The sequence below is a fragment of the Sodalis sp. RH24 genome, assembly GCF_047324145.1.
Classification (GTDB): domain Bacteria; phylum Pseudomonadota; class Gammaproteobacteria; order Enterobacterales; family Enterobacteriaceae; genus Acerihabitans.
In genome coordinates this window covers 3,587,392-3,613,185 of the sequence record NZ_CP178729.1, presented here as the reverse complement: position 1 = coordinate 3,613,185, position 25,794 = coordinate 3,587,392, and the positions used below count along the sequence as shown (strand labels likewise).

Here is a 25,794-nt window from a genome sequence, read left to right as displayed (position 1 = left end):
AGATGCTGCGCCCTGTCCTCTACGATATTTTCTCCTGCAAACGCTGCGTTATGAAAGCTGTGGCGACCAGCCGCGATGCCGGAGCGTTAGTCTGGACATCATAGCCGTCGCCTATCGTCAGCCCTGGCGGGTACCGCCCACCACCAGGTTATCCACCTTAAGCGTCGGCTGTCCCACGCATACCGGCACGTTTTGCCCCGCCTTGCCGCACACGGCGGTGCCACGATCCAGCGCCAGGTCGTTGCCGACCATGCTGATTTGTTGCAGGGTTTCCGGGCCATTGCCGGTCAGGGTGGCGCCTTTGACCGGCGCGGTGATTTTGCCATCCTCAATCAGGTACGCCAGGGCGGTCTGGAAACTGTATTGCCCGCTGACGATATCCACCTGCCCGCTGCCCAAGTCAGCCAGATATAATCCGCGTTTGACCGAGGCGATAATCTCACCTGGATCATATTGCCCGCTGCGCATAAAGGTATTGGTCATGCGCGGCATCGGCAAATGCGCATAGGACTGGCGCCGGCCGTTGCCGGTGGGCGGCAGCTTCATCAGGCGCGCGCTCAGGCTGTCGTGCATATAGCCTTGTAAGACGCCATCCTCGATAAGGGACGTGCACTGTGTCGGCTGTCCCTCGTCGTCCACATTCAGCGACCCGCGTCGTCCCGCCACCGTGCCGTCGTCGACGATATTGACCCCCGGCTGCGCTACCCGTTCGCCGATGCGCCCGGAATAAACCGAGGTGCCCAATCGGTTAAAATCGCCCTCAAAGCCGTGCCCCATGGCTTCATGCAGCAACATACCGGGCCAGCCGGCTGCTATCACCACCGGCATGCTGCCGGATGGTGCCGCTACCGCCTCCAGGTTAATCAATGCCTTTTCAACCATAGCGCGCAATGAGACCTGCAGCGCGACGTCATTGAACATGCCGAAATCCCCGCGCCCGCCCATGCCGGTACCGGCCGATTCCTTATTGCCGCGCTGCTCGACCACCACGCCGACATGCAATACCAGCATCGGCCTGATATCCGCCGCCTGATGGAAATCATGACGCAGAATATAATTGACCGAATGGGTTAATTCCAGGCTGGCGGTAACCTGGACGACCCGCGGATCGAGAGCCCTGGTCATGCGGTTAATTTTTTGCAGCAAGCCGATTTTCTGCGCCGCGTCGCACGCCAGCAGCGGGTCATCGTCGATAAAACGCAGCCGTGCCGGGGGGTAAGCCGCAGGCGCTGGCAAAGAGAGCCGGCCCGGCACCGCGATACTTTTTACCGAGCGGGCGGCCTCTTGCAAATACTTAAGATCAATATGCTGAGAATAAGCGAACGCGGTCTGGTCATGTTCGACCGCACGCAGGCCGAAGCCCTGGTCGACGTCAAAAGAGCCGAAATTCACCACGCCGTTCTCCATGGCCCAGCTTTCACGTCTCAGACTCTGTACAAAAAGATCGGCGTAATCCACCCGGTGCGACAGCACCTGATCCATCACCTCCTGTAGTTGCCCATCGGATATGCCATGCGATTCCAGCAACTGCTGTTTAGCCGGCGCCAGATGGGAGGTGGCTAGTGTTTCAATCATGATAAAACTCCTTTGGCTTAGCGTCCTGCCACCTGCAGGCTGTTGATTAACACGGAACCGCTGGTAAAGGCGCCCTGGGTGAAATTATCGGTGCCGACAGCGGCAATATCGCGGAATATATCCGCCAGGTTGCCCGCCACGGTCACTCCATCGACGGCATGGCGTATTTCACCGCCCTCGACCCAAAAGCCACGCAGGCTGCGGGAGTAATCACCGGTTATCAAACGCGCTCCGCCGCCGCTAAATCCGGTAATCAGAAGACCTGTATGCAGTTTTTTCACCATGGCGGCAAAGTCATCGCCAGGCTGGGTCAGGCTGCTGCGCAGCGTCAAATTGCCCGGTCCCCAACCGTTGCCGGTGGGCGTCATTCCGAGGCGCCGCGCCGCATAGGCCGACAGAAAAAAGCCTGTAAGGTGTCCGTCGTCCACCACCCGCCGCACCGCACCGCCGATACCGTCGCTATCGAACGCCCGGCTGGCGAGCCCCTGCGGGATAAAGGGATTTTCCTCAACGGTGATATGCCCGCTAAAGATCGCCTGGCCAAGCCGTCCGGCGAGAAAACTGTTACGGCGATACAACGCCGCGCCGCCGGCGGCCTGCACCAAATGATCAAGCAGCGTGAGGGCGCAAAGGGGATCGAACAACACCGGACAGCGTCGACTACCGGCCAGCGGCGCGCTATCCAGGGCGGCCAGCGCACCGCTCGCGGCCCGGCGCCCAATAGCTTCCGGCGTCATCATCGTCGAAGCAAGATGGGAATGGGAATTACAGAAATCCAGTTGGCTGTGGCCCTGATTTTTGGCCAGCGCCTTGGCGCTCATCACATGGTCGGTTTGCCGCTGGCCCTGGGCGAAACCACGGCTGTTCATCAAAAACCAATGGGACTGACCGGAACGTATCCAAACACCGTCACTCATCGCGCCCTTGCCCGCTGATGAAATACCGGACTCGATACGATGAGCCAGCGCTTGCGCACCGGGCTCGTCCAGATCCCAGGGATGCCATAAATCGAGCTGTCGCGGCTCCCGACATAACAACTGCTCCGGTGGCAGGCCGGTAAATTCATCCTCGCCGGTATAACCGGCGATACGACATGCCGCCTGCACCGTTTCGCGCAGGCGCGCGGGTGAAAAATCGGTGGAGCCGGTGGTGCCCTGATGCTGTCCGCGATAGACGGTGAGCGACATGCTGGACTGCGCATCGCGGGTGCGCGCCCGCAGCCGGCCCTGGCGCATTTCAATCAGCAAGCCGTTGCTTTCGGAAAATATCACCTGCGCATCGGATGCGCCTTCCCGGACAGCCTGCGCTATGACGCTATCGGCCAGTTCAGCCAATTGCTGCTGGCTGTGCGCAAAAGTATTCGGCATGGATGCCTCCTGGTCAAAGGTCATGGTTTAAAAGTCCGGCGCCTCGGCCAGCAGCCGGTTCAACGCCCGCTGGATCTGGGTATTTATTGGTTCGCTGAGCTGGTTGTAATTTTGATGAAAGGCCTTTTCTTTGGCGATAAACGCCGGATTTTGCGCCAGCCACTCCTCTCTTAACAAAGTGATTTCCTCCTGGCTAAGCTTGCCGGCCGGGGACAAACGCTCTTTTTCGGTAAACCAGGCGAAACGTATATCGGGCGTGGCGCGATCATCGTCGCTCCACCCTGCTAGGATCTGCAATTGCTGGAACTGGGCCCAGCTTACGCCAAGGGCTATGTTGCCCCATTTTTCGTCATCGCCGGCGGCGGGCAACGACGAGAGGTGCTGCAAAAGCGTGGCGATGATTTTTTCCAGCTGGCGTTCCGGCTGCTGGTAATCATGCAGCAGCAGATCCGCCTGCGCCTTGATGGCCGACCAGTCGCCCGGTGCCGTCTCACGCCCCGCGAGCCGCCCGGCGCTCAATGCCAGCCAGCGCATGAGCAATTGCCCCAGCCTAGGATCGCGCAGGTAATGAGCCCATGGCGCCGATTCCTCACTCAGCCACCAGTGCATAAATCGCTGCGGCACCAGCCGGTAATCCTTGCCTGGGCGTAACGCGGCGAACAAACCGCCGATCTGCTCCGGGGTCAGGTAGCCGCAGCGGTCCAGCAGCCTACCCAGAGCAATCGGTAACCCGGTAATACGTTCAAAGGCAACGCTATCCGGCTGATGAATCATGGCCGCCATAGTAGTGCCTTTGCCGTCAAGCCAAAAGCTCCCGGGGGCAACAGTAATATCCCCGGCCTTAGCATGTCCGAGGGTGCGTTGCGCGATAAAACCATGCAAGCCCTCATCGCCGTAAAAACTGCTCCACTCCAGCGCCTCCGTCTGACGTACCGGCGGTTGCGAAACGACGTCCACCTCATGAGCCGCCAGCCAGGCATTCAACTGGCCCAGGGATTGGGCACCCACCTGGCGTACCGGTTCCGCCTCGCCTCTGAACAGCAACAGGGTGGGAATGCCGCGCACGCCATAGCGCTCCATGATGGCCGGGTATTTTTCCACATCAATCTTGGCGACCACTAACTTGCCTTTGGTATTATTGGCCAGCTTATCGATAACGGGCGCCATGGCGCGGCAAGGTACGCACCAGGGCGCCCAGAAATCCACCAGCACCGGCAGTCGCGCGCCCGCCAGGTAATTATCAAAATTGCTATCGGTTAACTCGTTGGGTTTGAGCGACATATAGGTTCCTATAAAATGTTAGCGACCCTGATCGGGTGTCAGGGTTAGGACATGCTGGTGGAAGTGTTCCAGCTCTTTGCGATGGGCCACGCTGATAATGGTGCTGCCGGGCAATTGATCGATCAGCGCCTGGTATAAACGGCGTTCTGTTTCCGGGTCCAGGGCGCTGGTCGCCTCGTCAAGGAAGAGAACCTCCGGGCGATGCAGCAGTACCCGCGCCATGGCCAGCCGCTGCTGCTCGCCGCCGGACAACACCTGCTGCCAGCGGTCGGACTGGGTAAGCGAATCGGCCCGTTCCGCCAGGCAACAGTCCGTCAGCGCCTGGCGGTACTGCCGATCGGTAAAAGCCTCCGGCTCATCGGGATAGGCCAGCGCGCTTTTTAATGTGCCCACCGGGATATAGCTCTTTTGCGGTATAAATAGACTACGCGCCGTATCCGGCCGGATGATGCTGCCTTCCCCAAAAGGCCATAACCCCGCGCAGGCCCGCAGCAAGGTGCTTTTGCCGCTGCCGGACTGCCCGCGAATCACCCAGCGTTCGCCGGCCTCGACCTGCCAGCGCGCCACTTGGCATAACGCCGCGCCGTCCGGACGCCGCAGGGTCAACGCCTCGCAGCAAAGCGCTGTGCCCTGGCGCATTAGCTGAATGCCATGGGGCTGGTCGCGGGCTTTGTTTAACGCCCACAGCATATCCCGCAGCCGGTTGGCCAGCGCTATCCAGTTAGTAAAGGATTGATAAGCCTGCGGGAAAAAGGCCAGGGTGCTCAATAGCGTACCGTAAGCCATGGTGATCTGGGTCAGGCCGCCGAGGGTAATTTTTCCCGACAGCAGTAAGGGCAGCGCCAGCAGGGTGGGCAGCGGGGAAAATATCTGGGAGAAAATGCTCTGGAAGAAATTCAGCTTAAAGGTTTTACGCATCATCAATAGGGTATTATTCCGTACCCGTATAAAACGGGACAGTAATCTTTCCCCCTCGCGCTCGCCGCCGCCAAAAAAAGCGATTTGTTCGGCGTTTTCCCGCACCTGCATGCCGAGAAAACGAAAATCGGCTTCTACGGTTTGTTTATTCATATTCACGCCGATCAGCACCTTACCCAGCCAGTGGGCCAGGGCGAGATGGGCAAATGAATAAAGGTACACGGCAAACACCATATAGCCGGGGATAGACCAGGTCCTGCCGCCAAGAGGAAACGACAACGTGCCGGAGAGTCCCCAAAGCATAATAGTGAAAGTGACGACGCTGACCACGACGTTGATAATATTGGTGGACAGGTTAATCGTCACATCGGTAAAGAGATTGATATCCTCGGCGATACGCTGATCGCCGTTGCTGATTAAATTGTCGCGCTCCAGTTGGTAATACGCTGGATGACGGGTCCAGCGTTCTACAAAGCGGGCGGTCATCCAGGTACGCCAGCGCAGCGTCAAGTAATTAATCGCCAACACACTGACCAGCGGCAATAATACCGTTATAGTGCCAATGGCCAAGCTTCTTACCATCGTAGCGCTGATGAGGCTCCAATTCAGCGCCACCAATGCGTCGGTTAACTGCCCCTGCAGTTTATTTAAAGCCACAAACGCATAGGTGGTGGTGAAATTAATGGTCAGGATGACGGCAATTAATAATATGGCCAGCCACTTTTCCGGCGATACCCAGAAAGGACGGATTAATTGCCATATCCCCGGTCGATTACCATCATTGGGTATTTCTTTTGTAAACTTTTGAGCCGTCATAATGTCCATTACTTAGAACGAATAGGTCACCGATAACCTGGCGGTACGGCCTGGCTTGACGCCGATATACGTTGGTGTGGTCGAGTAATAATACAGATCGCGGTCAAAGATATTTTTCACGCCCAGGGTGACGGTATATTTCGGCTGATGGTAAAAAATAGAGGCGTCGGTCTGGGCCCAGCCACCCATTTTGAAGTAATTACCCGTATAGCCGTTGACCGTGTTGCTGGCCGCCTCTACGCCTACGCCGGCGCCCAGGCCTTGCAAACTCCCCTGCTGTAGTTCGTAGGTAGTCCAGAGGCTACCGGAGTGTTTGGGCTGTGCGGTAACCTTGGTTTTATAGCCGGTAAGATCGGTGGTATCCGGATCCTTAGGCTGGGCAAAGGTGTAGCTGGTGGTGATATTCCATCCCGGTAAAATCTGGCCGTTTAAATCAAAATCGAAGCCTTTGGTTTCCCGCCCCTGCGCGCCGACCGCGTCGCCGGCGATATTGTAGACCACCACATTGTCCTGCACGATATGGAATACCGCTGTGGTAATGGTCAGGTTATCGTCCAGCAGGTTAAATTTAAACCCAGCCTCCTTGGATTTACCGGTCGACGGCGCCAACGGTTTACCGGTAAGGGTATTGATCGTGCCGACGGTTTCGAAGCTATTAAGCAGGTTGGCATAGACCGTCACTTCCGGCGTGATATCATAGCTGATGCCATAGCTGGGTATCCATTTGGTCTCATCTGAAAACGAGGTCACATGACGGGTGGCGGAGTAATTCGCCGTGCTTTGCATCGTCCATTCAGCCCGCTTAGCGGAAAGCTGGAGATGCAATTTTTTCCAGAAATCGATCTGGTCTTGCAATATCAGCCCCCTTTGATCCTGGGTGTTTTTATAGGATTTAAAGGTGGGGTCGGGGATATCGGGAAACGACAGGCTGTCGGGATCGTTGTAGTTGGCGGTGGTGAAAATCCTGCCGTCAGATAAATCCCAGCTGGTGGTTTTTGAATGCTGATAGTCGTAGCCGACCAAGATATTATGGGTTAACGGGCCCATATCAATCTTGCCGCGAATATCGTTTTGCAGGCTTAATGAATTTAAATCCTGCTTATTGCCCAGCTCATGAGTGACCAACGAGCCGTTGGGGTACGCCACGTAAGTCTCATGAATGCGATAATTAAGGGTATTATCAAGATAGGTGGCTTTACTGTTAAAAGACCAGTTGTCGCTTAAATTCTGGTTGAATTCATAATAGGCGGTTTTCGCATTGCCCGCAAAATGATTATCTTTATCCCCCAGACGATATTCCGGCAGGCGCTGAATACGGCCGTTGTTATACAGGGTCGCCGCAGGTCCTGAGGTTCTGCCGGTACTGAATTCCGCGCCTACTTTAAATTTGGTTTTATCCGTTACCCAGGCCAGCACCGGCGCGACATAATCGGCGCGCTTGCCGTTAAAATCAGGAAAGCTGTTATCTGCCCGCATAGTGGAAGCGTTAAAACGGTATTGAAAGGTTTTGTCATCGTTTATCGGGCCGCCGAGATCGATGGCGGTTTTCACTTCGCCATACTTGGCGACCTCGAATTTTAGCGTATGCAGCGGATCGGCCGTGGGGGCTTTACGCACTATGTTGACCGAACCGGCGGGAGAACTGTTGCCCGCCAGCACCGCCTGTGGCCCTTTCAGTACCTCGACACGCTCGATACCGTCGATATTGGAATAGCCGGTGGCGCTGCCGTTCATGGTGCTGTTGGGGTTGGAAACGCCGTCCGTAGAGCCGGAGGTGACGTTAAATCCACGAATATTTATCGAATTAATACCGCGATTACCGCCCTGCATCGTGACGCCGCCGGCGTTGCGCAACGCATCCTCCACCGAGACCGCCTGGCGGTCTTCGATCAGTTTGCGGCTGACCACCTGCACCGACTGCGCGGTATCCTGCAATGATAAATTAGTGCGGGTGGCGGAACTGGACATTGACGGATTATAGACCGTGGCGTCTTCGCTTTGCTCGGCGCCGCCGCTGACGGTAATAGTCGGCAGCGTCTGGCCGCTGTCCTGCGCCGCCTGTAAATCCGACGAGGCGGTGAGCGGCTTGGCCGTGGTGACGGCATCAATGGTCAGGGTGCCGTTGGCAGTGGTGGTGACAGACAGCGGCGTACCCTGCAACTGTTGTAAAATGACCTGTTCCAGGGTATAGCGGCCGTCAACGGGTTTAGCCTGGTAAGGGGCCACCAGTTTAGGATCAAATGAGATGGTCTGTTGGCTTTGCCGCGCTATGGTTAATAGCCCTTGCTCCAGGGAACCCGCCGGTACTGAATAATGAGCTAAAGCCGCCGGCGCGGCATAAGCCGTTTGCGGCAATATCAGCGCCATACCCGCCACGGCAAATGTTAAATCAATCGCCAACGCCAGCCGGCCTGGGGTAAAACGAGTTTTCCTTGCGCGTTGCAGTACTGCATTCATTGTTACGGCTCCCGGAGAAAAGGCAAAGGTTAAGCGACGCCAGTTTGGTAGGGGTCTGCGTTTCATCTCAGTGGGTATGTGCAATGAGGGAAAAAATGTGTCACCGGGTTATATTTATTTTTTTGCGACTTATCGGGATTTTTAACTTAATTTATTAATTACATTACTGTTTTTATTTTAACGGATAAAGTTGTTGCGCGTAGACTTTCGGTTAACGCTCAAAAGCTGAGGGTAAAATGGCTTCTGCGGTACTGAATTGGTGCAAAAAAACGTGCATTGATCGACAACAGTGCACGTTGGTTTTCGTTTGTTGTACAAAACGGCTTGCAGTTACGGCCTTATAACAAAAGCGGCCTTAGTTAATAAAAAAATATACTTATACTCTATGGATATAACCTAGATGTAAAAATTATTGGCTCGCTTATTGCTGGCCAGGCTTGAATGCTCATTCCACTCCCCCCGCGCTGACACGCAACGCAGGAAAGAGCGGCAAAACTGAGGATTGGCCGTAACGGTCCTTATTTGAAAGCCTGAGAAAGGTATTTACGTTAGATTTAGCAAGACGGACAAGACGATGCCTGGCGAATTTACCAACCGTTCAGATGTATTAACGTTTATTTTTCGCAGTGATTACCGTTGGCTCACTGACAAATTAAGACGGCGTATCAGCCATGGCACCGGCGCGGAGGATATTGCGTCCGAGGCGTTTGTACGGCTGGCGGCAATTCCTGAACTGCTCAATATCCGCGAGCCGCGGGCCATGCTCACCACGCTCGCCCAGCGGGTGTTGTATGAAAACTGGCGGCGCCGCGACCTGGAGCAGGCCTATCTGAAAGCGTTAGCGGGCAACCCGCAGCTCTGTCATCCTTCGCCGGAAGAACAGGAACTGGTAATTGAGTCTTTACTGGCCATTGACCGGGCGCTGGACGGTTTATCCATTAATGCCCGCAAGGCGTTCTTGTTTAATCAGCTTGACGGCATGACCTATGCGGAAATAGCACAAGAGCTGGGCGTCTCCACCAGTATGGTGCGCAAGTATGTGGCGAAAGCGCTCACCAGCTGTTATCTGATAACCGCTGGCCAACATGAATAACCGGTTGAACAACGCATGATAAAATTAACCCAGCATCCCGACGCCGCCGCCCAGCACGCCATTGAATGGATGGTGCTGCTGCGTTCCGGCGAAGCCACGGAGGAGGATTTCAGGGAATATGAACGCTGGCGTTATGCCGATGCCAGCCATGACGCTGCCTGCGCCAAAATTGAAACCACCCTGGGTAAAATCCAGTTCCTGACGCACGCCATGCCGCCGGAAAACGTGCGCCAGACTCTGCTGGCGCCTTCCAGCCGGCGTAAATTCCTGCAAAACGCGCTGGGCGTGGCCGCTATTGCCATGGTCGGCGGGACGGTGGTAAACCAAAAATACCCTTTGCCCTATCTGTTGACCGATGTGCATACCGACACCGGCCAACGGCGGCGTATTGAGCTCGATGACGGCAGCACCCTGGATTTGAACGCCCGCACGGCGCTGAATATTTCCCTCAGCGAGACCGTGCGCAGCGTTGAGTTACGCACCGGCGGCATTATTGCCCGCGTGGTGGGCGACGGCAATCGCCCGTTTAGCGTCAATACCGCCATGGGACAAATCCTGGCCGGGGAGGGACTTTTTCACGTACGCCAGGAATCCGGGGGTATTCATCTGGCGGTGCTGGAGTCGGTGGTAAAGGTGACGAACCGGCGCGGCGGCAGCCAACAAGTCGGGGCCGGCCACGGCCTGTGGTTTAATCAGCATACGTTGATGCCGGTGGGCATTTCCCCTTACGCGGAAATAGCCTGGACCCAGGGCAGGCTGGAAGTGAGGGATACGCCGTTAAGCTCGGTGATCGCTGCGCTGAAAAATTACAGCCCGGCGGTTATCCGCCTGGATCCGGCGATAGCCAATCTGCGCGTCAGCGGCAACTTCCCGCTGGACGATGTACCCTATGCGCTCGACGCCTTGGCTCAGACCATGCCGATTGCCATTACCCGCACCACCGGCTATTGGATCCGCATCACCGCGGCCGACGCATGATTTTTTTCAATTCTGCGCTTTTTTTTGCCAACGCCGGTGTCACTTTTTATTCCTCGTTGCACATAGAAAATAAGTCTTCCAGAGATTGCTGGTAATACATATTTGCGGGCAGTCAGGATTTATCACGAGGTAGGGGTGAAAGCACAGCACCGGATGTTGAAAGATAAAATCGAAGTGCCTGCACTGACGGCGACGGCGACGCTGTTGTCCGCGCTCGCCTCGGCGCCGAAAAAAAATCATCAGCCTAAATTAACCATTGCCGCCGTGGTGCTGGCGCATTTGGCGCTGATTGCCGTGGCGATTACCCATACCACGCAATATCGACCGCTGGACATCATCAATCCCGCCGAGCAGACCAGCGTCGAGGTGACCATGGTCGAAGCGCCGCAGCCCGAGGCGCCGCCGGTGCCCCAGGTTACTGAAACGCCGCCGGTGCTGACCGCGGATAACGGCGAACGCGACGTGGCGCAAACCGAGGCGGCTCCGGTTGTGGCTGCGCCGGAAATCAAGCCGGAAACACCGCCGCCGCCAAAACCGCAGCTCAAGCCGAAACCCAAAATCATCGTAAAACCCAAGCCTGAGCCGGTGATATCTCGTTCGCAAGCACAGGCAAAGCCGTCACCGCTACAAAATGCCAAGGTCGCCGACCAGGCGGCCCTGCCGGCGACCTCTCAGGGTGAAATGCTGAAAAGCGTGCCCAATGCCGTGCCGAAGACGGTTTCCACCGTCGGCTGCCAGGTACCGGCGCCAGACTATCCGCGCAAGGCAAAACGGCTGCAGGAGGAAGGCGAGGTACTGATCCGGCTGGTGATCAACGCCAACGGCACCCTGGGCCGCAGCGACGTTGCGCGCAGCAGCGGTTATGACGACCTGGATCAGGCGGCAATGGCGGCAGTATCCCGGATACGCTGCAACCCCTATGTGGAAAACGGCCAGGCGATCGCTGTTATGACGGTGCAGCCCATTACGTTTAAATTAACCCGCTAGCTCTCACGGGCGGCGCATGAATATTACCGATAGCCTTTTTTGATAATCGAGGTAGCAAAATGAATGAGTTTGGCATTGAGCACGTTTGGCAGCAGGGCGACATAATCACCCGCGCGGTGGCCCTGGTGCTGCTGGTCATGTCCGTAATGTCCTGGTCGGTGATTGTGATTAAATGCATCCAGGGAGCGGGACTGCGTAAAATCGCCCAGCGCACTAAAAACCGGTTTTGGAGCGAAAAGAATTTACCGTCCGCCATTGATTCATTGGGCGACGGCGGCAACAATCCGTTTCGCGAACTGGCGATCGCCGGCCATGCCGCGATGTCTCACCAATACAATGTAGAGACCAGTATCAGTAATAATCTGGATATTAGCGACTGGCTGGCGCGCGGCCTGAAAAACAGTATCGACGACAGCAGCGCGCGTCTGCAAGCGGGCCTTGGCATCCTTGCCTCCATCGGCAGCACCGCGCCGTTTGTCGGGCTATTAGGTACCGTCTGGGGCATCTATCATGCGCTGCAGTCCATCAGCCTGGCGGATCAGCCGGATCTGGCCCACGTCGCCGGCCCGGTGGGCGAAGCGTTGATCATGACGGCGTTCGGCCTGTTCGTCGCTATTCCGGCGGTGCTGGGATTCAACACCATCAGCCGGCGCAACCGCGGCCTGCAGCATGCCATCGCCCGCTTCGCCCACGATCTGCATGCCTACTATCTCACCGGCTCGCGTATTACCACCGGCGATGTCACCGAACTGCGGGCCGGCGACGCCACGGCCGGTAATCGTGTCCAGCCGTTTCGCGCCGGTCAGTCGATGTAAAGGCAAGTGAGAGGAGTAAAAATGAGCATATCCGGTAATTCACAATTCGAGATAGACGAAGAGCCCCTGGTCAACGATATTAATATGACGCCGTTTATCGATGTCATGCTGGTGCTACTGATTGTATTTATGATCACCCTGCCGGTGATCAATCACTCGGTAAAGGTAAATCTGCCCAAAGCCAATGCCAGCGTGGTGGATAAAGACGTTAAATCCGTTGATATCTCGGTCATGGCCGACGGCAGTATCGCCTGGGATAAGCAGGCGGTGGATGACGCTACCTTTAAATCCCGGCTGGAAGAGACCGCAAAACAGCCGCAACTTCCCCACCTGCGCATTTACGCCGATAAAGCGTCGGAATATGGCCGCGTCTCATTTATCATGACCAGCGCACAGAGCGTCGGTCTGACCAAGTTTGATTTTATCGTCGATAAACACGGTGCCTGAGCTCGCCGCCGTCAGCTTTGCGCCAACCCCATCCGCTGCGGGAAGTAGATCGACGGCGCATGACCCAGTTCGCGTCTGAACATGGTGGCGAACGCGGCGCTGCTTTCGTAACCGAGATCGAAGGCGATGGCGGTGACCGGTTCGCCGTCGGCGAGCCGGGCCAGCGCCAGTACGACACATGCCCTGCGGCGCCATTGCGCGCAAGCCATGCCGGTTTGCTGGCGGAAAAAACGCCTGAAGGTGCTGATGCTCATAAAAAACCGCGCCGCCCATTCTTCCGACGGCTGGTGTATGGTCGGGTGTTCGAGGAACTGCCGGCACAGCGCCAGCAGGCGCGCATCCTCCGGCAAGGGAATATCAAACGGTACGCCGGGCATTAGCGCCAGCTCATGCAGCAACAGGTTAATCAACTGTCCGTCGCGCCCCGCCGGATCATACAGCGGCGTTACGGCCACCGCCTCGATAAGCAGCTGGCGCAGCAAGGGGGATACCGTGACGATACGGCAACGGTCTATGGCAAACAGCGGCCGGACCGATTCCGGTTCGATATACAGGCTGCGGGTGGAAACCCCCTCGAAACGTACGCTGTGCTCCATCTCCGGCGGCACCCAGACCGCATGCTGCGGGGGCACGATCCAACTGCCGGTACGGGTGCGGACATGCATCACGCCCGACGCGCCGTACAGCAGCTGCGCGCGCCGGTGCCGGTGGGCGGGCAGGAAAAACCCCCGCGGATAATCAGTGCCGATGGCGACGACCGGACGCGCCACATGATCGACATCGTTTATGGCAATATTGTACATTCACCGCCCGGCATGACGTGAAATGACCGAATCTTGATGATAGTTGATTGGTAATATCAAGTAAACGCCGCCACGGACGCCTATTATCCCCCTGCCCCGTATAAACCCGCCCGGAATAACCCCAAGCCTTGCTTATTCACCGCCAGGGCTATCAGGCATCATTAACCGCAGGAAATAGGATATGAACGAAATCATCATCATACTCGCCGCCGGCTTGCTCACCGGTATTACCACCATTATGTTCGGCTTCGGCGGCGGTTTTGTGGTGGTGCCCTTCGTTTATCATCTGGTATCGGCCACGCCCGGGCTATCTCATGAGGCCATGCATATCGCGGTCGCCACCTCGACGGCGGTGATGGTGGTGAATTCAGGTTATGCCACTATCATGCAATGGCGCGCGGGGGGCCTGCTAAAAGAAACCGTATTGCCGATGATCTATTTTATTGCCGCGGGTGCGCTGGGCGGCGCGCTATTATCCTTAATATTAACGGATCGGATCATCCGGGTATTGTTTATTCTCTATATGCTGCTGACCCTAATGGATTGTGTTTTTCGCCGCGGTTTTCTCGACCGTCCGGCGGAAAAACGCTTGTCAGGCACCGTCTCGGCGGGAGCGGGTCTCGCCATCGGCGCCGTTGCCGCCATGCTGGGGGTGGGCGGCAGCGTTATGACGGTGCCTTTACTGCGCCGGCACGGCTACGCGATGAAGCATTGCGTCAGCGCCGCCAATCCTTTATCCCTGCCGGTGGCGCTGGCGGGTTCGGCGATATACGCCGTTGCGGCGTGGGGCCGCGACCGGGGCCTGGATTATATCGGTTTTATCAATCTCAAGATCCTGGGTTTGCTGATTATCGCGGGTTTTAGCGGCATCTGGCTGGCGAAAAAGTGTATCCCGCCGGTAAACGACGCGCTACATGCCGGGATATACGTCGGTTTACTGGCGGCGGTGCTGCTGGCCATCGCGCTCTAGGATGCGCGGCGACCGTCAGAGCGCCTGGATATCCTCCTCATGGATAGCGCCGTGCTCCAGGCGGAAAAGGCGATTGCACAACCGTTTGACCAATCCCAGGTCATGGGAGGCAAAAACAAAAATATCGGTCCCGGCAATCCAGTCCTGCATGCGCGTCTCGGCCTTATGCCGAAAAGCGGCGTCGCCCGTGCCGAACATTTCGTCAATCAGCAGGATATCGGGCCGCACCGAGGTGGCCACGGCAAACATCAGCCGCATGGTCATCCCCGATGAATAGGTGCGCACCGGCAGGGCCAGAAAGTTGCCCAGTTCGCTAAAATCCTCGATATCCGCCACGGCGGCCCTGGCCTGTGCCCGGGAATGCCCCATCAACAGCAGCATGCGCATGATATTTTCATAACCGGACAGTTCGGGGTCCATGCCTGCGCCCAGCTCGAACACCGTCGCCACCGACCCCGTGCGCGTCACCACGCCGGCGGTAGCGCTGTAAATGCCGGCCATGGTTCGCAGCAGGGTGCTTTTGCCTGCGCCGTTATGTCCAATCAACCCCACGGCATCGCCGCTCTGCAAGCGAAAACTCACCCGATCCAGCGCGGTCACCGTGACGATGGCGCCGGCGCCCTTGCCGATGCGGCCGCCGGTGCCGATCCTGACCAGCTGATTACGCAGGGATTGCGCATGGGCGTTGTAAATCGGATACGCGACCGTGACATTATCAAAGACAAGAGAAGCCATAAGAAGAGTTCCACCCCAAAGAACCGCGCGGTTAAATCCAAAATGCCAGACGCGGAGCGCGGCGGTTAAACAGTATCAGCGTCGCCGTCCAGCCCAGCACGGCCATGGCCCCCGCCGTCAGGTAGACAAAGGCCCCCGGCGCCGCGCCGAAAAGAGGTTCACGCACCAGGGCGATAAAATAGGTAAAAGGATTCATCCAGATAATCGCCTGGTTCACGCCGGCATGGCCCGCCTTATAGATAACCGGCGTCAGGAAAAAGACGATCGGCATCAGCGACTGCACGATTTGCTCCACGTCGCGGAACCGGGCGCCGATTAACCCCAGCAGCACCGACATCCACAGCAGGTTAACCAGCACCAGCGCCAGGCCGGGCAGGCAGAGCAACGTGACCCATCCCGCCGGCTGGGGATAGACCAGCAGCACCAGGACCAGCACTATCAGGTTATGCAGCAGCGTAATGGACTGGCGCGCCATCAGCTGGATGGGATGGATAAAAAAAGGCAATTGCAGGTTGCGGATAATCTGCGCCTGGCGCACAAACACCGAGGTGCTTTCCGTCACGCAGCCTGAGATGAATTGCCATAACAGCAATCCCACGGTCAGCGAAGGGATAAGCTGGCTGCGCTCCTGGTTGAGCAGCTGGCTCCAGACCAGGCCCAGGCCGACCACGCCGATGGCCGCGCCAAGCGTGAGCCACAGCGGCCCCAGCATGCTGCGCTTATACCGCGCTTTGGTGTCGCTGTAGGCCAAATGGCCGATCAGCGGCAGGTGGCGCAGACTGTTAAGCAAGTCGTTAAAAGCAAAGTCCATTGCGGCGGCTCATCCTAAAGCGCGGTGGTAGAAAGGATAAAAATTCACGTCCGGCATTGCCCGGACCCGGGGGCGTCATCAGGTCCCGCCTCCGTGGCACCCAGTGTAGTGATTTACCGGCACGCCACCAATTGCTATAGCCGCAATATCTTTTTCACCCGGGTAAACACTCTATTCCCTGCGCCGGCGACCATTCCTGTACTAGCATTTTCGCAATGGATGCCTGCCTCATCGCCGTATCGAGGCCATTATTTGCCGGAGAGGGAGAGGGACTCGTTTGGATACCTTGCAGCCGCAGAACGCCGACAGGAATAAGGTCGCAATAGTGATGGGCACCTACAACGCCCAGGAATTTCTTGCTATGCAATTGGAATCCATTGCGCGGCAAACCTGCAATGATTGGTCGTTATGGATTTCCGACGACGGCTCGCAGGACGCAAGCCTGGCGATAATTTCCACCTTCGCGCAACGCTGCGGCGCGCGCAGGCTTACCCTGCTGGCAGGTCCGCGCCAGGGCTTCGCCGGTAATTTCCTGTCGCTGATATGTAACCCGGCAATCAAGGCGGATTATTATGCTTACGCCGATCAGGACGATATCTGGGAGCCGGATAAACTGGCGCGGGCGCTGGCTATTCTCGCGCCCAAAGGACAGACGGAGCCTGCCATGTACTGCTCCAGAACCCGGCTGGTGGATGAATGCAACCGTGAAATCGGTTTTTCGCCGTTATTTCGCAAGCCGCCGAGTTTTGCCAACGCGCTGACGCAAAGCCTGGGCGGCGGCAATACCATGATATTTAACCACGCGGCGCGCGGCCTGCTGCTGGAAGCCGGGCGGGTCAATATTGTCTCCCATGACTGGTGGACCTATCTGCTGGTCACCGGCTGCGGCGGCTGCGTGATTTATGACGACTATCCGTCGGTACGCTATCGCCAGCATGCCAATAATCTGGTGGGCACCAATAAAGGCGTTAACAACAAAATACGCCGCCTCAAGATGTTATGGCGCGGCGAATTTCGCCAGTGGGTCGATCGCAATATCATGGCGCTGCTGCTGGCCAAAAATCAATTGAAGCGGGAAAATATCGGGCTGCTGCATACCTTTATCCGCGGCCGTGATGTGCCCTTGTTCGCCAGGTTGAAAGTGTTAAAGCAGACCGGCATCTATCGTCAGACTCTATTGGGAAATATAGGGTTATTTTTCGCCGTGATTTTCAGGAAGATTTGAGGCTATGAGTATATTGGTAACGGGCGGGGCGGGATTTATCGGCGCGAACTTTGTCCTGGATTGGTTGGCGCAGCACGACGAACGGGTAATCAACCTCGACAAGCTGACCTATGCCGGCAACCGGCAAAACCTGGCGGGACTGGCCGACGATCCGCGCTATATCTTTATCCGTGGCGATATTGGCGATCGCGATGTGGTCGACAGTCTGCTGAAAATCTATCAGCCCCGGTGCGTGGTCCATTTTGCCGCCGAAAGCCACGTCGATCGCTCCATTCTCAACCCCGGCGAGTTTATCCAGACCAATGTGGTCGGCACCTTCAATTTACTCGACAGCGTGCGGTTATACCTGGACTGCGCCGATAGCGCCGTCAGGACCGGTTTTCGTTTTATTCACGTGTCCACCGACGAAGTCTACGGCACCCTGGACGCCGGCGCGCCGGCCTTTCGTGAAACCGATAACTATCTGCCCAATAGCCCCTATTCCGCCAGCAAGGCGGCAAGCGATCTTTTGGTGCGGGCCTATTGCCATACCTACGGCCTGCCGGCGATTACCACCCATTGTTCGAACAACTATGGCCCGTATCATTTTCCGGAAAAGCTGATCCCGCTGGTGATCCACCAGGCGCTGGCCGGCAACCCCCTGCCGGTCTACGGCGACGGACGGCAAATCAGGGACTGGCTATACGTGAAGGATCACTGCGCGGCCATTCGCTGCGTCCTGGCCTCCGGCCGGGTGGGGGAAACCTATAACATCGGCGGATGGAACGAGCATAGCAATATCGATGTAATAACTAAAATCTGCTTCCTGCTTGATACGCTGCGGCCAAGGGCGGACGGCAAGCCTTACGCCGGGCAAATCCGCTTTATCAAAGACCGGCCGGGGCACGATCGCCGTTATGCCATCGACGCCACGAAGATCGAGGCCGAGCTGGGCTGGCGGCCGGCGGAAACCTTCGAGACCGGCATCCGCAAGACCGTACAATGGTATCTGGACCATCAGGACTGGGTCGGCAACGTCGTCAACGGCGCGTATACCCGCTGGGTGGAGAAACAGTATTTATGATGTTGCCCCTGATGTCCGTGGATACGCGTCGGGACGTATAGAAAAATGGCTTCGCCTTGTGTTGGCGCGGTAATCGTCACCTATCATCCCGACCCGGACGTGCTGTCCGAACTGCTCGCCGCCGTCGGCGGGCAGGTACAGGAAGTGGTGATCGTCGATAACGGATCCGCCGCCGCATGCGTAGCGGGCCTGCTGGCATTCGCCCACGGCTCGCCGCGCCGGCATATCCTGCCCCAGCCCGGCAATCTCGGCATCGCCGCCGCCCAGAACCGTGGCATCAGGCGGGCGCTGGACCTGCATTGCACCCATGTGTTGCTGCTGGATCACGACAGTATCCCGGCCGCCGATATGGTGGCGCAGCTGTTGCTGCTGGAAACCCGGCTCTTAGCCGACAATATCCAGGTCGGCGCGGTCGGTCCGACCCAAGTGGACAGACGCACCGCCACCCGTTCAGGCTTCGTGCGCAAACAAAGCCTGTTTATTCGCCGCCGCTATCCCCGCCGCGGGGGCTACGCGGAAACAGATTTCCTTATCTCCTCCGGCATGCTGATCCGCGCCACGGCGCTGCGGGAGATTGGCCTGATGAACAGCGGCTTTTTTATCGATCACGTCGATACCGAATGGTGCTTTCGCGCCGCTCACCGCGGCTACCGCCTGTTTGGCGCGCAGCAGGCGGTTCTGCGCCATACGTTAGGCCACGGGGTAGTCAAAATCTGGTGCGGCCGCTGGCGCGAGGTGCCGCAACATAACCCGCTGAGAAATTATTATCTCTTCCGCAATACCCTTGTTATGGTACGCCGCACGCCGATGAGCATGACCTGGCGTCTCGCCCATCTTTATCGCCTGGCGCTGTTCCTGGTCTTCTTCCTGCTTGCCGGCAAGCGTCGGGCGCGGCGCCTGCGCATGATGCTGCGCGGCATCCGGGACGGCGTAATGGGGGTGGAGGGTATGATTGACCGCGGCAAGATTACGCCGGGCGAATAGGCCCGGCGCGGTTGTCCCGCGCCAAGCCGGGTGGGAAAACAGGCTCTGTCATCCGCTATTAGCCGCGACGTACTCATAGATGTCCGTCATCTGCCCTTCCCAGTCCAGCGGCGCCATGGCGGCCAAACCGCCGTCCGCCAGGGTTTGCCGCAGCATGCGATCGTGATAGAGCGCGGTAAACGCCTCCAGCATGGCCTGCGGGGTGGGATCCGCCAGCCAGGCGTTGACGCCGTGGCGGCAAAACCACTCCACCTGCGGTCCATTATTGGAAATAACCGGCACGCCGCAGGCCATTAACTCCACCGGCAGGTACGACAGATTAGTACCGGAGAACGCCATGCCCAGATCGCAGGTGCGATACAGATCCCCGGTGTCTTTAAGCGTCATATTGCCCAGCAGGGTGGCCGGGAACGGCGGGCGGGCTTTTAAGTCCAGGCCGGCAATCACGATGTCGACATCGGGGAAATGGCGGGCGATTTTCTTCAGCGACGCCATGCCCAAATCGAAGCAGCGGCGCTCCGTAGACGGCCGGCCGTAAAAGAACAGCCTAGATACCGTCTTGCGCACCCTCGGTTCGCCCGCCGCCGGATAAAAGATGTTGCGATCGGCGGCAAACACATAGTTCCGCGCGCGGCCGCCATGGGACTCGTAACATTGCTTAAGCCAGCCCCCGCCGGTAATACCGGTAAAACCAAAACCATAGGTGGCGTTGGCCTGCATGGACGCCGTGCCATAGGCATAAAACAGGCTTTCATAATCCTGCATAAAATAGAATTTCTGGCGCGCGAAAGGGAATGCCCGCACCTGGTATGCGGATTGCCAGGTGGTGGCGATAGCGCCGGCGCACGCGGGAAGCAGGGCGGGGTCGGTAATCACTTCCAATAAACAGCCGGGCAAGGCTTGCATTAACTCCTCCTGTAATTGCGCCGGAGAAGCGTGGCGTTCATTGTTATAAATAAATATAATATTCCGGGTATCATATTTAGCAAAATGGTTGGCAAAACGAAATAAGGTATAATGGCCCCCGCCCCAGACATTAGACCAATCCGGGACAAACCAGATAAAGGCCGGCCGTTCCTCTTTACTGCGGGCGGCAACCGGCGCGCCGCCATAGGCGGTCCAGGGGATATAATCCAGCACGGCGTTAGCAGAAACGACAGGGTCCACCGTCGCCATTTCCGGCCACACCGTATTCGTGCCGGCATTGACTTTTTGATGCAATAAAACAAAAAAGCGGGGACAGAGCTTGAATAACGAAAATATCAGCGCGTTGCCATAGCCAAATTCACGGGCATAGTGAAAAAAATAGTGCATTTTACTTTTTATCATGCCGTTTCATCCCTGAAATGAGGCAACATAGCTTGCCAGATCATCCTTCCAATAACCCGGTGCGCACGCAGTATCCAACGACGGAAGATAAATGGATTGGATGCCCTCGGAAAAGGGACGCGGCGCGGACAAAGGGAATCGGGACGACTCCACCGGCACGATATCGCCCTGGAACTTTAATATATCGCCGATGGCGCGCGCGATATCAAAACGACTGATGGTACCGTGGCTGGCAAAATGAAAGGTTCCCGTCTGGCGATGGGCCATCGCATTCATAATAAAAGCGCTCAACTGACCGGCGGAGGTAATACTGCCCAGACGATCGCTGACCGCTTTAAGTTCGGTAGCGCCGTCCTTGATTTGCCGGACAATCTTGCCGACAAATTTATGATCCTTCCCCGGACCGCCACCTATCATCCAGCCGGCGCGCAATATCAGGTGATTATCCGGACAGTTGGACCTGACCGCCTCTTCGCCGTTAAGTTTCGAGCGTCCGTAATAATTGGTCGGCAGGGGGATATCCAGTTCGTTATAGCTTATCTTGCCCTCGGCGCCAAAAACGTTCGACGAGGAAATATATAACATCCAGGCACCGCAGGCCTGGGCCGCCCTGGCGATTTGTTCCGTTGCCAGGTGATTGCAGATGCCGGCCCGCGCCGGTTCGCGCTCACAGAGATCCACATCGGTTTCGGCGGCAAAATGCAGGACCACATCCGGCGCGATCTCTTTTACGTAGTCATAGATGGCCTTGTGATTGGCTAAATCGAAATGGCGGCGATCGGCAACGATAATCTCGTAGCCGCGATCGTTAAGCGTGACGGTGACATAGCTACCGAGCATGCCGGTACCGCCGGTAAGGAATATTTTTTCCATAACGTTAAAATACCTCGGCATCGGCCAGCAGGTTGCCGCGCTGGTCCTTGGCGGATAATGTCGGTTCAACGGGTCCGCCGTCGGGCGCCGTGATCTCCCGCCATGTCACCCGGATATCGGGATCGTCGAAACGGATGCAGCGGTCGTATTGCGGACACCAGTAATCGGTCACCATATATTGCAGTTTGGCCGTGGCGGACATGACCTGGAATCCGTGGGCAAACCCCTGCGGGATCCACAGCTGGTGGTGATTGTCCGCGGACAGCAGCGCTCCCGTCCAGCGGCCGAAAGTCGGTGACTGGCGGCGCAAATCCACCGCCACATCAAACACCTCTCCCGCCACCACGCGCACCAGTTTGCCCTGCGGCCGGTGAATTTGATAATGCAAGCCGCGAATCACATGCTGCCCGGAAAAAGATTCATTGTTCTGGACAAAACACAGGTCGCGCTTAACGGCCCATTGGAATTTCTCCAAATTAAAACTTTCATAAAAATAACCGCGTCCATCTGCAAATAACGTGGGTTCAATTAACACGACGTCGGAAATAGACTGGGGGGTGAATTTCATGGCGTATTTTCTTCCAGTAAAAATTTCAGATATTGTCCATAACTATTTTTCATTAACGGCCGGGCCAGCGCGGCAAGCTGCCGTTCGTCGATCCACCGCTGTTTGTAAGCAATTTCCTCCGGGCAAGACACTTTTAATCCCTGCCGGCTTTCAAGCGTGGCGATAAATTGCCCCGCCTCCAATAACGCCGTATGAGTGCCCGCGTCCAGCCAGGTGTATCCCCGGCCCATGACGTGCACCGTCAGCGCCTCTTTTTCCAGATAGAGCCGGTTTAAATCGGTAATTTCCAATTCACCGCGCGGTGAAGGTGTTAACGTTTTAGTTAATTCACAGACCTCCTCATCGTAAAAATACAGTCCGGTTACCGCGCAGGTGGAATTAGGATTGATCGGTTTTTCCTCGAGACTGACGACTTTTCCTCCCGGGCCGAATTTTACGATACCGTAGCGTTGCGGGTCATGGACGTGATAAGCGAAGGCGCAGGCCCCCTTATCGCAACCCATGGCTGTATTCAGTAGTTTTGGCAAATCATGACCGTGAAAGATATTATCCCCCAGGATCAGCGCGCAGGGGTGGCCATTCAAAAATGATTCCGCCAGGATAAACGCCTGCGCGAGGCCATCGGGGGAGGGCTGTACCTGGTAATTCAGATTGATTCCCCATTGTTCCCCGCTGCCTAACAATTGTTGGAAGCGCGGCGTATCCTGCTCGGTGGAGATAATTAATATATTTTTTATACCGGCAAGCATCAGGGTGCTTAGCGGATAATATATCATCGGTTTATCGAATACAGGCAAAAGCTGTTTAGAGATGGCCAAGGTGGCAGGATGCAAGCGTGTGCCCGCACCGCCGGCGAGAATGATTCCTTTCCGTTCCATTTAAATAGTCCTCAACGCTCGGAGCGCACCCTGCCCAGGATATGGGGATAGAGTTTACGGAAATATTGCAAAAAATTGATGATTAACTATTCGTTACCTATTTTCTTTAAATACAATTTTATTGGTTGCGGTGCAATTCCCTTAATATAGCGTATTTGGCGAGAATAAATACCCGCGCGCCGGAAACTTATTATTATCTCAATCGGCCGGACGTAATAACGGACCGAATTCCGCGGCCGCCTTATTCAGCGCAATGGATGCCGGGGCGAGGGCGCTGAACCGCGCCTTAAGATCGCTAAGCGGGGCAAAATAGCCGATGCTGATGGCCGCCAGCTGCTGGCGGGAGCCGGGATCCAGCGCCTCGATTTCCACCGACGCCCCGCCCCGGTCCAGGGGCGCGGCAAACATCGCCACGCTCAGCACGTTTAATGAGGGGGATACGGTGGCGATATCGGTGATCGCGGCGCGGATTTCCGCCGGGCGGCCTTCAGCCGCCGCCGGCAGGCGGTTGATCTGCGCCTGGAGTCCCGCGCGCAGTTCGTTGAGCAGCCTGGCGCGCTCGAGCGGGGACAGCGAATCGCCCTTCTTTACCCGCCATTCCACCGTGGCGATAACCGTATGCGCCGGATCCAGCGCATACGGCGTGCGCAGCCTGCGTTGGCTGCCGTCGGGCGATGGCGCCAGGCGATCGTAGGAACCGAGAAACCCACTGGCTTTGGTCGGCATGGTGGTGCTGCAGGCCGATAACAGCAGGACCGCCGCTGCCAGGCTTAATGTCCGCTGACGCTGATAACGCATATTGACTCCGGTGATAATGCCTGGCCGCTTGCCGCGCCGATGCCCACCAAATTATCATCCGCCGCCGGAGAAAGCGACCCCGGCCGCCGGCGCCGGCGAATTACCGCCATGGGGCGCGTCCGGCCAACCCCTGGCACCCGCCAGGCATTGGCCGCGTGAGCTGTTTCACACATTCCCACCCGCCCCGCCCCGTTTACTTGAGTGGCCTCACAAAAGCGGCGCAAATGAATGGAAACCGGTTTCCGTTTTGTGTCCAATTGCGCTCGTAACTTCCCTTTCCCCAGAGGCTGAAAATGAAAAGCATTATGTTGTGCTGTTCCGCCGGGATGTCCACCAGCATGCTGGTGAGAAAAATGCAGGCCGAGGCTGAAAAACGCGGGCTGGATGTGAAAATCGACGCCTACGGCGTGAGCGAATTCGACGGGCAGTTCGCCCGCTACCAGGTGGTGCTGCTGGGTCCGCAGGTCAAATATATGTTGGCTTCGCTTTCGGCCAAAACGGCGGCGCAGGATATCCCGGTGGCCGCCATCGATATGATGGATTACGGCATGCAGCGCGGCGACAAGGTGCTGGATTTCGCCCTTTCCCTGATTAAATAACCGCGCATAATCAAAACAGGACGACACCATGAGTACTCTTTACCAAGCTATGGTCGAGGTCATTGAGCGTTATATCACCCCCATGGCCGGTCGCGTCGGCCAGCAAAAACACATTATCGCCATCCGCGACGGCTTTCTGGCCGCGCTGCCGTTTATGATTATCGGCTCGTTTATGCTGGTGTTTATTTTTCCGCCGTTTTCACCCGATACCCAGTGGCGTTTCGCCCGCGGCTGGCTGGATTTTTCCGTGCGCTATCGCGACCAGCTGATGCTGCCGTTTAATCTCAGCATGGGCGTGATGACGTTTTTTATCTCGGTGGGCATCGGCGCCAGTCTCGGCAAGCATGATAAGCTTGACCCCATCATGACCGGCCTGCTGTCTTTTATGGCCTTCCTGCTGGTGGCCGCTCCCTATCACGACAAACAGATTTCGGTGGCCTATTTCTCCGGCCAGGGCATTTTTACCGCCATTCTTGCCGCCATCTACGCCAGCGAAATGTACGCCTGGCTAAAACGCCGCCATGTCACCATCCGGCTGCCGAAAGAGGTGCCGACCGGCGTGGCGCGCTCGTTTGAAATCCTGATCCCGGTGGTGGTCATCGTCGCCACCCTGCATCCGCTGAACCTGCTGGTGGCGCATTTCACCGGCATGATCATTCCCGAAGCCATTATGCAGCTGCTGGCGCCGCTGGTGTCCGCGTCGGACTCGCTGCCCGCCATGCTGCTGTCGGTGCTGGTATGCCAGATCCTGTGGTTTGCCGGTATCCACGGCGCGCTGATCGTCACCGGCATCATGAATCCCTTCTGGATGACCAACCTGGCGCTGAACCAAAGCGCCCTGGCCGCGGGAACCCCCTTGCCGCATATCTACCTGCAGGGGTTCTGGGATCATTACCTGCTGATAGGCGGCGTCGGGTCCACCCTGCCGCTGGCGTTCCTGCTGCTGGTCAGCCGTTCGGTCCATCTGCGCACCATCGGACGCATGGGCGTGGTGCCGAGCTTCTTTAATATCAACGAACCCATTTTGTTCGGCACGCCGATTATCATGAACCCGGTGATGTTCCTCCCGTTTACCCTGGTGCCGATGATTAACGCCACCTTCGCCTGGACCGCCACCAGACTGGGCTGGGTCGCGCAGGTGGTACAGCTGACCCCCTGGACGACCCCGGCGCCCATCGGCGCGTCCTGGGCCGCCAACTGGACCCTGAGCCCGGTGATCATGTGCCTGTTTTGTATGGTGATGTCGGCGGTAATGTACTACCCGTTCCTGAAAGCCTACGAACGCGCGCTGCTGAGAAAACAGGACGAGAGCCTGGCCGCGGACGCGCGCATGGCGCTGGATTCGTGACGGCGTGACGCCATAAAACCCCGGCAGATCCAGCCGGCGGGAAGGGAGCAGGCAAGACGCCCGATGCCGCCGGCAT

At 57.2% G+C, this 25,794-nt stretch carries 24 protein-coding genes; 11 read left to right on the top strand and 13 right to left on the bottom strand.

Features of this window, described 5'->3' with window-relative positions:
* Nucleotides 1-117: 117 nt before the first annotated feature.
* From tldD to ACL2XG_RS16395, 5 genes are read right to left on the bottom strand one after another with little or no spacing between them, the layout of a single operon-like run.
* On the bottom strand, nucleotides 118-1,575 hold the full coding sequence (tldD, locus tag ACL2XG_RS16415; protein ID WP_413721734.1) for a metalloprotease TldD: 1,458 nt from the start codon (nucleotides 1,573-1,575) through the stop codon (nucleotides 118-120).
* Between the two features lie 17 nt (nucleotides 1,576-1,592).
* A complete protein-coding gene (locus ACL2XG_RS16410; protein ID WP_413721735.1) occupies nucleotides 1,593-2,942 on the bottom strand; it encodes a TldD/PmbA family protein in 1,350 nt (449 codons plus the stop codon).
* 27 nt (nucleotides 2,943-2,969) lie between these two features.
* On the bottom strand, nucleotides 2,970-4,223 hold the full coding sequence (gene trxA, locus ACL2XG_RS16405; protein ID WP_413721736.1) for a thioredoxin: 1,254 nt from the start codon (nucleotides 4,221-4,223) through the stop codon (nucleotides 2,970-2,972).
* Between the two features lie 18 nt (nucleotides 4,224-4,241).
* Nucleotides 4,242-5,957 (bottom strand): ABC transporter ATP-binding protein/permease, encoded by a 1,716-nt coding sequence (locus tag ACL2XG_RS16400; RefSeq protein WP_413721737.1) that lies wholly within the window; start codon nucleotides 5,955-5,957, stop codon nucleotides 4,242-4,244.
* Nucleotides 5,958-5,969: 12 nt separating this feature from the next.
* The gene (locus ACL2XG_RS16395; RefSeq protein WP_410012895.1) at nucleotides 5,970-8,414 is read right to left on the bottom strand and encodes a TonB-dependent siderophore receptor; all 2,445 of its coding nucleotides are present in this window, start codon (nucleotides 8,412-8,414) and stop codon (nucleotides 5,970-5,972) included.
* 574 nt (nucleotides 8,415-8,988) lie between these two features.
* On the opposite strand from ACL2XG_RS16395, the gene ACL2XG_RS16390 reads away from it, so the two are divergent.
* The 5 genes from ACL2XG_RS16390 (at nucleotide 8,989) to ACL2XG_RS16370 (ending at nucleotide 12,734) form a co-directional block, all read left to right on the top strand.
* Nucleotides 8,989-9,507: a sigma-70 family RNA polymerase sigma factor gene (locus ACL2XG_RS16390; RefSeq protein WP_410012894.1), complete on the top strand. Its 519-nt coding sequence runs from the start codon at nucleotides 8,989-8,991 to the stop codon at nucleotides 9,505-9,507.
* Nucleotides 9,508-9,525: 18 nt separating this feature from the next.
* Nucleotides 9,526-10,485: a FecR family protein gene (locus ACL2XG_RS16385; RefSeq protein WP_410016677.1), complete on the top strand. Its 960-nt coding sequence runs from the start codon at nucleotides 9,526-9,528 to the stop codon at nucleotides 10,483-10,485.
* Between the two features lie 135 nt (nucleotides 10,486-10,620).
* Nucleotides 10,621-11,472 carry a TonB family protein gene (locus ACL2XG_RS16380; protein WP_413723557.1) on the top strand — a complete coding sequence of 284 codons (852 nt, stop codon included), beginning with the start codon at nucleotides 10,621-10,623 and terminating at the stop codon, nucleotides 11,470-11,472.
* Nucleotides 11,473-11,531: 59 nt separating this feature from the next.
* Nucleotides 11,532-12,287, top strand: coding sequence for a MotA/TolQ/ExbB proton channel family protein (locus ACL2XG_RS16375; protein WP_413721739.1), 756 nt, complete (start codon nucleotides 11,532-11,534; stop codon nucleotides 12,285-12,287).
* A 21-nt stretch (nucleotides 12,288-12,308) separates the two neighbouring features.
* Nucleotides 12,309-12,734, top strand: a complete 426-nt coding sequence (locus ACL2XG_RS16370) for an ExbD/TolR family protein (RefSeq protein ID WP_413721740.1) — start codon at nucleotides 12,309-12,311, stop codon at nucleotides 12,732-12,734.
* 11 nt (nucleotides 12,735-12,745) lie between these two features.
* Here the strand turns inward: ACL2XG_RS16370 and ACL2XG_RS16365 are convergent, their stop codons facing one another.
* Nucleotides 12,746-13,537, bottom strand: coding sequence for an AraC family transcriptional regulator (locus ACL2XG_RS16365; RefSeq protein ID WP_410012890.1), 792 nt, complete (start codon nucleotides 13,535-13,537; stop codon nucleotides 12,746-12,748).
* Nucleotides 13,538-13,718: 181 nt separating this feature from the next.
* On the opposite strand from ACL2XG_RS16365, the gene ACL2XG_RS16360 reads away from it, so the two are divergent.
* Nucleotides 13,719-14,507: a sulfite exporter TauE/SafE family protein gene (locus ACL2XG_RS16360; RefSeq protein ID WP_413721741.1), complete on the top strand. Its 789-nt coding sequence runs from the start codon at nucleotides 13,719-13,721 to the stop codon at nucleotides 14,505-14,507.
* Nucleotides 14,508-14,522: 15 nt separating this feature from the next.
* Here the strand turns inward: ACL2XG_RS16360 and ACL2XG_RS16355 are convergent, their stop codons facing one another.
* Together ACL2XG_RS16355 and ACL2XG_RS16350 are read right to left on the bottom strand one after the other, a co-directional pair.
* Nucleotides 14,523-15,242: an ABC transporter ATP-binding protein gene (locus ACL2XG_RS16355; RefSeq protein ID WP_410012888.1), complete on the bottom strand. Its 720-nt coding sequence runs from the start codon at nucleotides 15,240-15,242 to the stop codon at nucleotides 14,523-14,525.
* Nucleotides 15,243-15,273: 31 nt separating this feature from the next.
* Nucleotides 15,274-16,053: an ABC transporter permease gene (locus ACL2XG_RS16350; protein WP_410012887.1), complete on the bottom strand. Its 780-nt coding sequence runs from the start codon at nucleotides 16,051-16,053 to the stop codon at nucleotides 15,274-15,276.
* 277 nt (nucleotides 16,054-16,330) lie between these two features.
* On the opposite strand from ACL2XG_RS16350, the gene ACL2XG_RS16345 reads away from it, so the two are divergent.
* The 3 genes from ACL2XG_RS16345 to ACL2XG_RS16335 are packed head-to-tail and all read left to right on the top strand — an operon-like array spanning nucleotide 16,331 to nucleotide 19,325.
* The gene (locus ACL2XG_RS16345) at nucleotides 16,331-17,278 is read left to right on the top strand and encodes a glycosyltransferase family 2 protein (protein WP_413721742.1); all 948 of its coding nucleotides are present in this window, start codon (nucleotides 16,331-16,333) and stop codon (nucleotides 17,276-17,278) included.
* Between the two features lie 4 nt (nucleotides 17,279-17,282).
* The gene (gene rfbB, locus ACL2XG_RS16340; RefSeq protein WP_413721743.1) at nucleotides 17,283-18,341 is read left to right on the top strand and encodes a dTDP-glucose 4,6-dehydratase; all 1,059 of its coding nucleotides are present in this window, start codon (nucleotides 17,283-17,285) and stop codon (nucleotides 18,339-18,341) included.
* A 45-nt stretch (nucleotides 18,342-18,386) separates the two neighbouring features.
* Nucleotides 18,387-19,325 (top strand): glycosyltransferase family 2 protein, encoded by a 939-nt coding sequence (locus ACL2XG_RS16335; RefSeq protein WP_410012884.1) that lies wholly within the window; start codon nucleotides 18,387-18,389, stop codon nucleotides 19,323-19,325.
* Between the two features lie 48 nt (nucleotides 19,326-19,373).
* On the opposite strand, the gene ACL2XG_RS16330 is transcribed toward ACL2XG_RS16335, so the two are convergent.
* The 5 genes from ACL2XG_RS16330 to ACL2XG_RS16310 form a co-directional block, all read right to left on the bottom strand.
* Nucleotides 19,374-20,654 (bottom strand): glycosyltransferase, encoded by a 1,281-nt coding sequence (locus ACL2XG_RS16330; protein WP_413721744.1) that lies wholly within the window; start codon nucleotides 20,652-20,654, stop codon nucleotides 19,374-19,376.
* Between the two features lie 6 nt (nucleotides 20,655-20,660).
* Nucleotides 20,661-21,527: an SDR family oxidoreductase gene (locus tag ACL2XG_RS16325; protein ID WP_413721745.1), complete on the bottom strand. Its 867-nt coding sequence runs from the start codon at nucleotides 21,525-21,527 to the stop codon at nucleotides 20,661-20,663.
* Nucleotides 21,528-21,531: 4 nt separating this feature from the next.
* On the bottom strand, nucleotides 21,532-22,095 hold the full coding sequence (gene rfbC, locus ACL2XG_RS16320) for a dTDP-4-dehydrorhamnose 3,5-epimerase (protein WP_410012881.1): 564 nt from the start codon (nucleotides 22,093-22,095) through the stop codon (nucleotides 21,532-21,534).
* Entirely contained in the window at nucleotides 22,092-22,973 is an 882-nt protein-coding gene (rfbA, locus tag ACL2XG_RS16315; RefSeq protein ID WP_410012880.1) for a glucose-1-phosphate thymidylyltransferase RfbA, read from the bottom strand. The genes rfbC and rfbA overlap by 4 nt, the downstream gene beginning before the upstream one ends.
* Nucleotides 22,974-23,171: 198 nt before the next feature.
* Nucleotides 23,172-23,771, bottom strand: coding sequence for a DUF3313 family protein (locus ACL2XG_RS16310; RefSeq protein ID WP_413721746.1), 600 nt, complete (start codon nucleotides 23,769-23,771; stop codon nucleotides 23,172-23,174).
* Between the two features lie 293 nt (nucleotides 23,772-24,064).
* On the opposite strand from ACL2XG_RS16310, the gene ACL2XG_RS16305 reads away from it, so the two are divergent.
* Nucleotides 24,065-24,370, top strand: a complete 306-nt coding sequence (locus ACL2XG_RS16305) for a PTS sugar transporter subunit IIB (RefSeq protein ID WP_410012878.1) — start codon at nucleotides 24,065-24,067, stop codon at nucleotides 24,368-24,370.
* Between the two features lie 28 nt (nucleotides 24,371-24,398).
* Complete coding sequence (locus ACL2XG_RS16300) at nucleotides 24,399-25,718, top strand: PTS sugar transporter subunit IIC (RefSeq protein ID WP_413721747.1); 1,320 nt, start codon at nucleotides 24,399-24,401, stop codon at nucleotides 25,716-25,718.
* The last annotated feature ends 76 nt before the right edge of the window (nucleotides 25,719-25,794 follow it).

Coding starts and splice junctions, on each gene's coding strand:
- tldD (WP_413721734.1), bottom strand. CDS start 1,575: ATGATTGAAACACTAGCCACCTCCCATCTGGCGCCGGCTAAACAGCAG.
- ACL2XG_RS16410 (WP_413721735.1), bottom strand. CDS start 2,942: ATGCCGAATACTTTTGCGCACAGCCAGCAGCAATTGGCTGAACTGGCC.
- trxA (WP_413721736.1), bottom strand. CDS start 4,223: ATGTCGCTCAAACCCAACGAGTTAACCGATAGCAATTTTGATAATTAC.
- ACL2XG_RS16400 (WP_413721737.1), bottom strand. CDS start 5,957: ATGACGGCTCAAAAGTTTACAAAAGAAATACCCAATGATGGTAATCGA.
- ACL2XG_RS16395 (WP_410012895.1), bottom strand. CDS start 8,414: ATGAATGCAGTACTGCAACGCGCAAGGAAAACTCGTTTTACCCCAGGC.
- ACL2XG_RS16390 (WP_410012894.1), top strand. CDS start 8,989: ATGCCTGGCGAATTTACCAACCGTTCAGATGTATTAACGTTTATTTTT.
- ACL2XG_RS16375 (WP_413721739.1), top strand. CDS start 11,532: ATGAATGAGTTTGGCATTGAGCACGTTTGGCAGCAGGGCGACATAATC.
- ACL2XG_RS16370 (WP_413721740.1), top strand. CDS start 12,309: ATGAGCATATCCGGTAATTCACAATTCGAGATAGACGAAGAGCCCCTG.
- ACL2XG_RS16365 (WP_410012890.1), bottom strand. CDS start 13,537: ATGTACAATATTGCCATAAACGATGTCGATCATGTGGCGCGTCCGGTC.
- ACL2XG_RS16360 (WP_413721741.1), top strand. CDS start 13,719: ATGAACGAAATCATCATCATACTCGCCGCCGGCTTGCTCACCGGTATT.
- ACL2XG_RS16355 (WP_410012888.1), bottom strand. CDS start 15,242: ATGGCTTCTCTTGTCTTTGATAATGTCACGGTCGCGTATCCGATTTAC.
- ACL2XG_RS16350 (WP_410012887.1), bottom strand. CDS start 16,053: ATGGACTTTGCTTTTAACGACTTGCTTAACAGTCTGCGCCACCTGCCG.
- rfbB (WP_413721743.1), top strand. CDS start 17,283: ATGAGTATATTGGTAACGGGCGGGGCGGGATTTATCGGCGCGAACTTT.
- ACL2XG_RS16335 (WP_410012884.1), top strand. CDS start 18,387: ATGGCTTCGCCTTGTGTTGGCGCGGTAATCGTCACCTATCATCCCGAC.
- ACL2XG_RS16330 (WP_413721744.1), bottom strand. CDS start 20,654: ATGATAAAAAGTAAAATGCACTATTTTTTTCACTATGCCCGTGAATTT.
- ACL2XG_RS16325 (WP_413721745.1), bottom strand. CDS start 21,527: ATGGAAAAAATATTCCTTACCGGCGGTACCGGCATGCTCGGTAGCTAT.
- rfbC (WP_410012881.1), bottom strand. CDS start 22,095: ATGAAATTCACCCCCCAGTCTATTTCCGACGTCGTGTTAATTGAACCC.
- rfbA (WP_410012880.1), bottom strand. CDS start 22,973: ATGGAACGGAAAGGAATCATTCTCGCCGGCGGTGCGGGCACACGCTTG.
- ACL2XG_RS16310 (WP_413721746.1), bottom strand. CDS start 23,771: ATGCGTTATCAGCGTCAGCGGACATTAAGCCTGGCAGCGGCGGTCCTG.
- ACL2XG_RS16305 (WP_410012878.1), top strand. CDS start 24,065: ATGAAAAGCATTATGTTGTGCTGTTCCGCCGGGATGTCCACCAGCATG.
- ACL2XG_RS16300 (WP_413721747.1), top strand. CDS start 24,399: ATGAGTACTCTTTACCAAGCTATGGTCGAGGTCATTGAGCGTTATATC.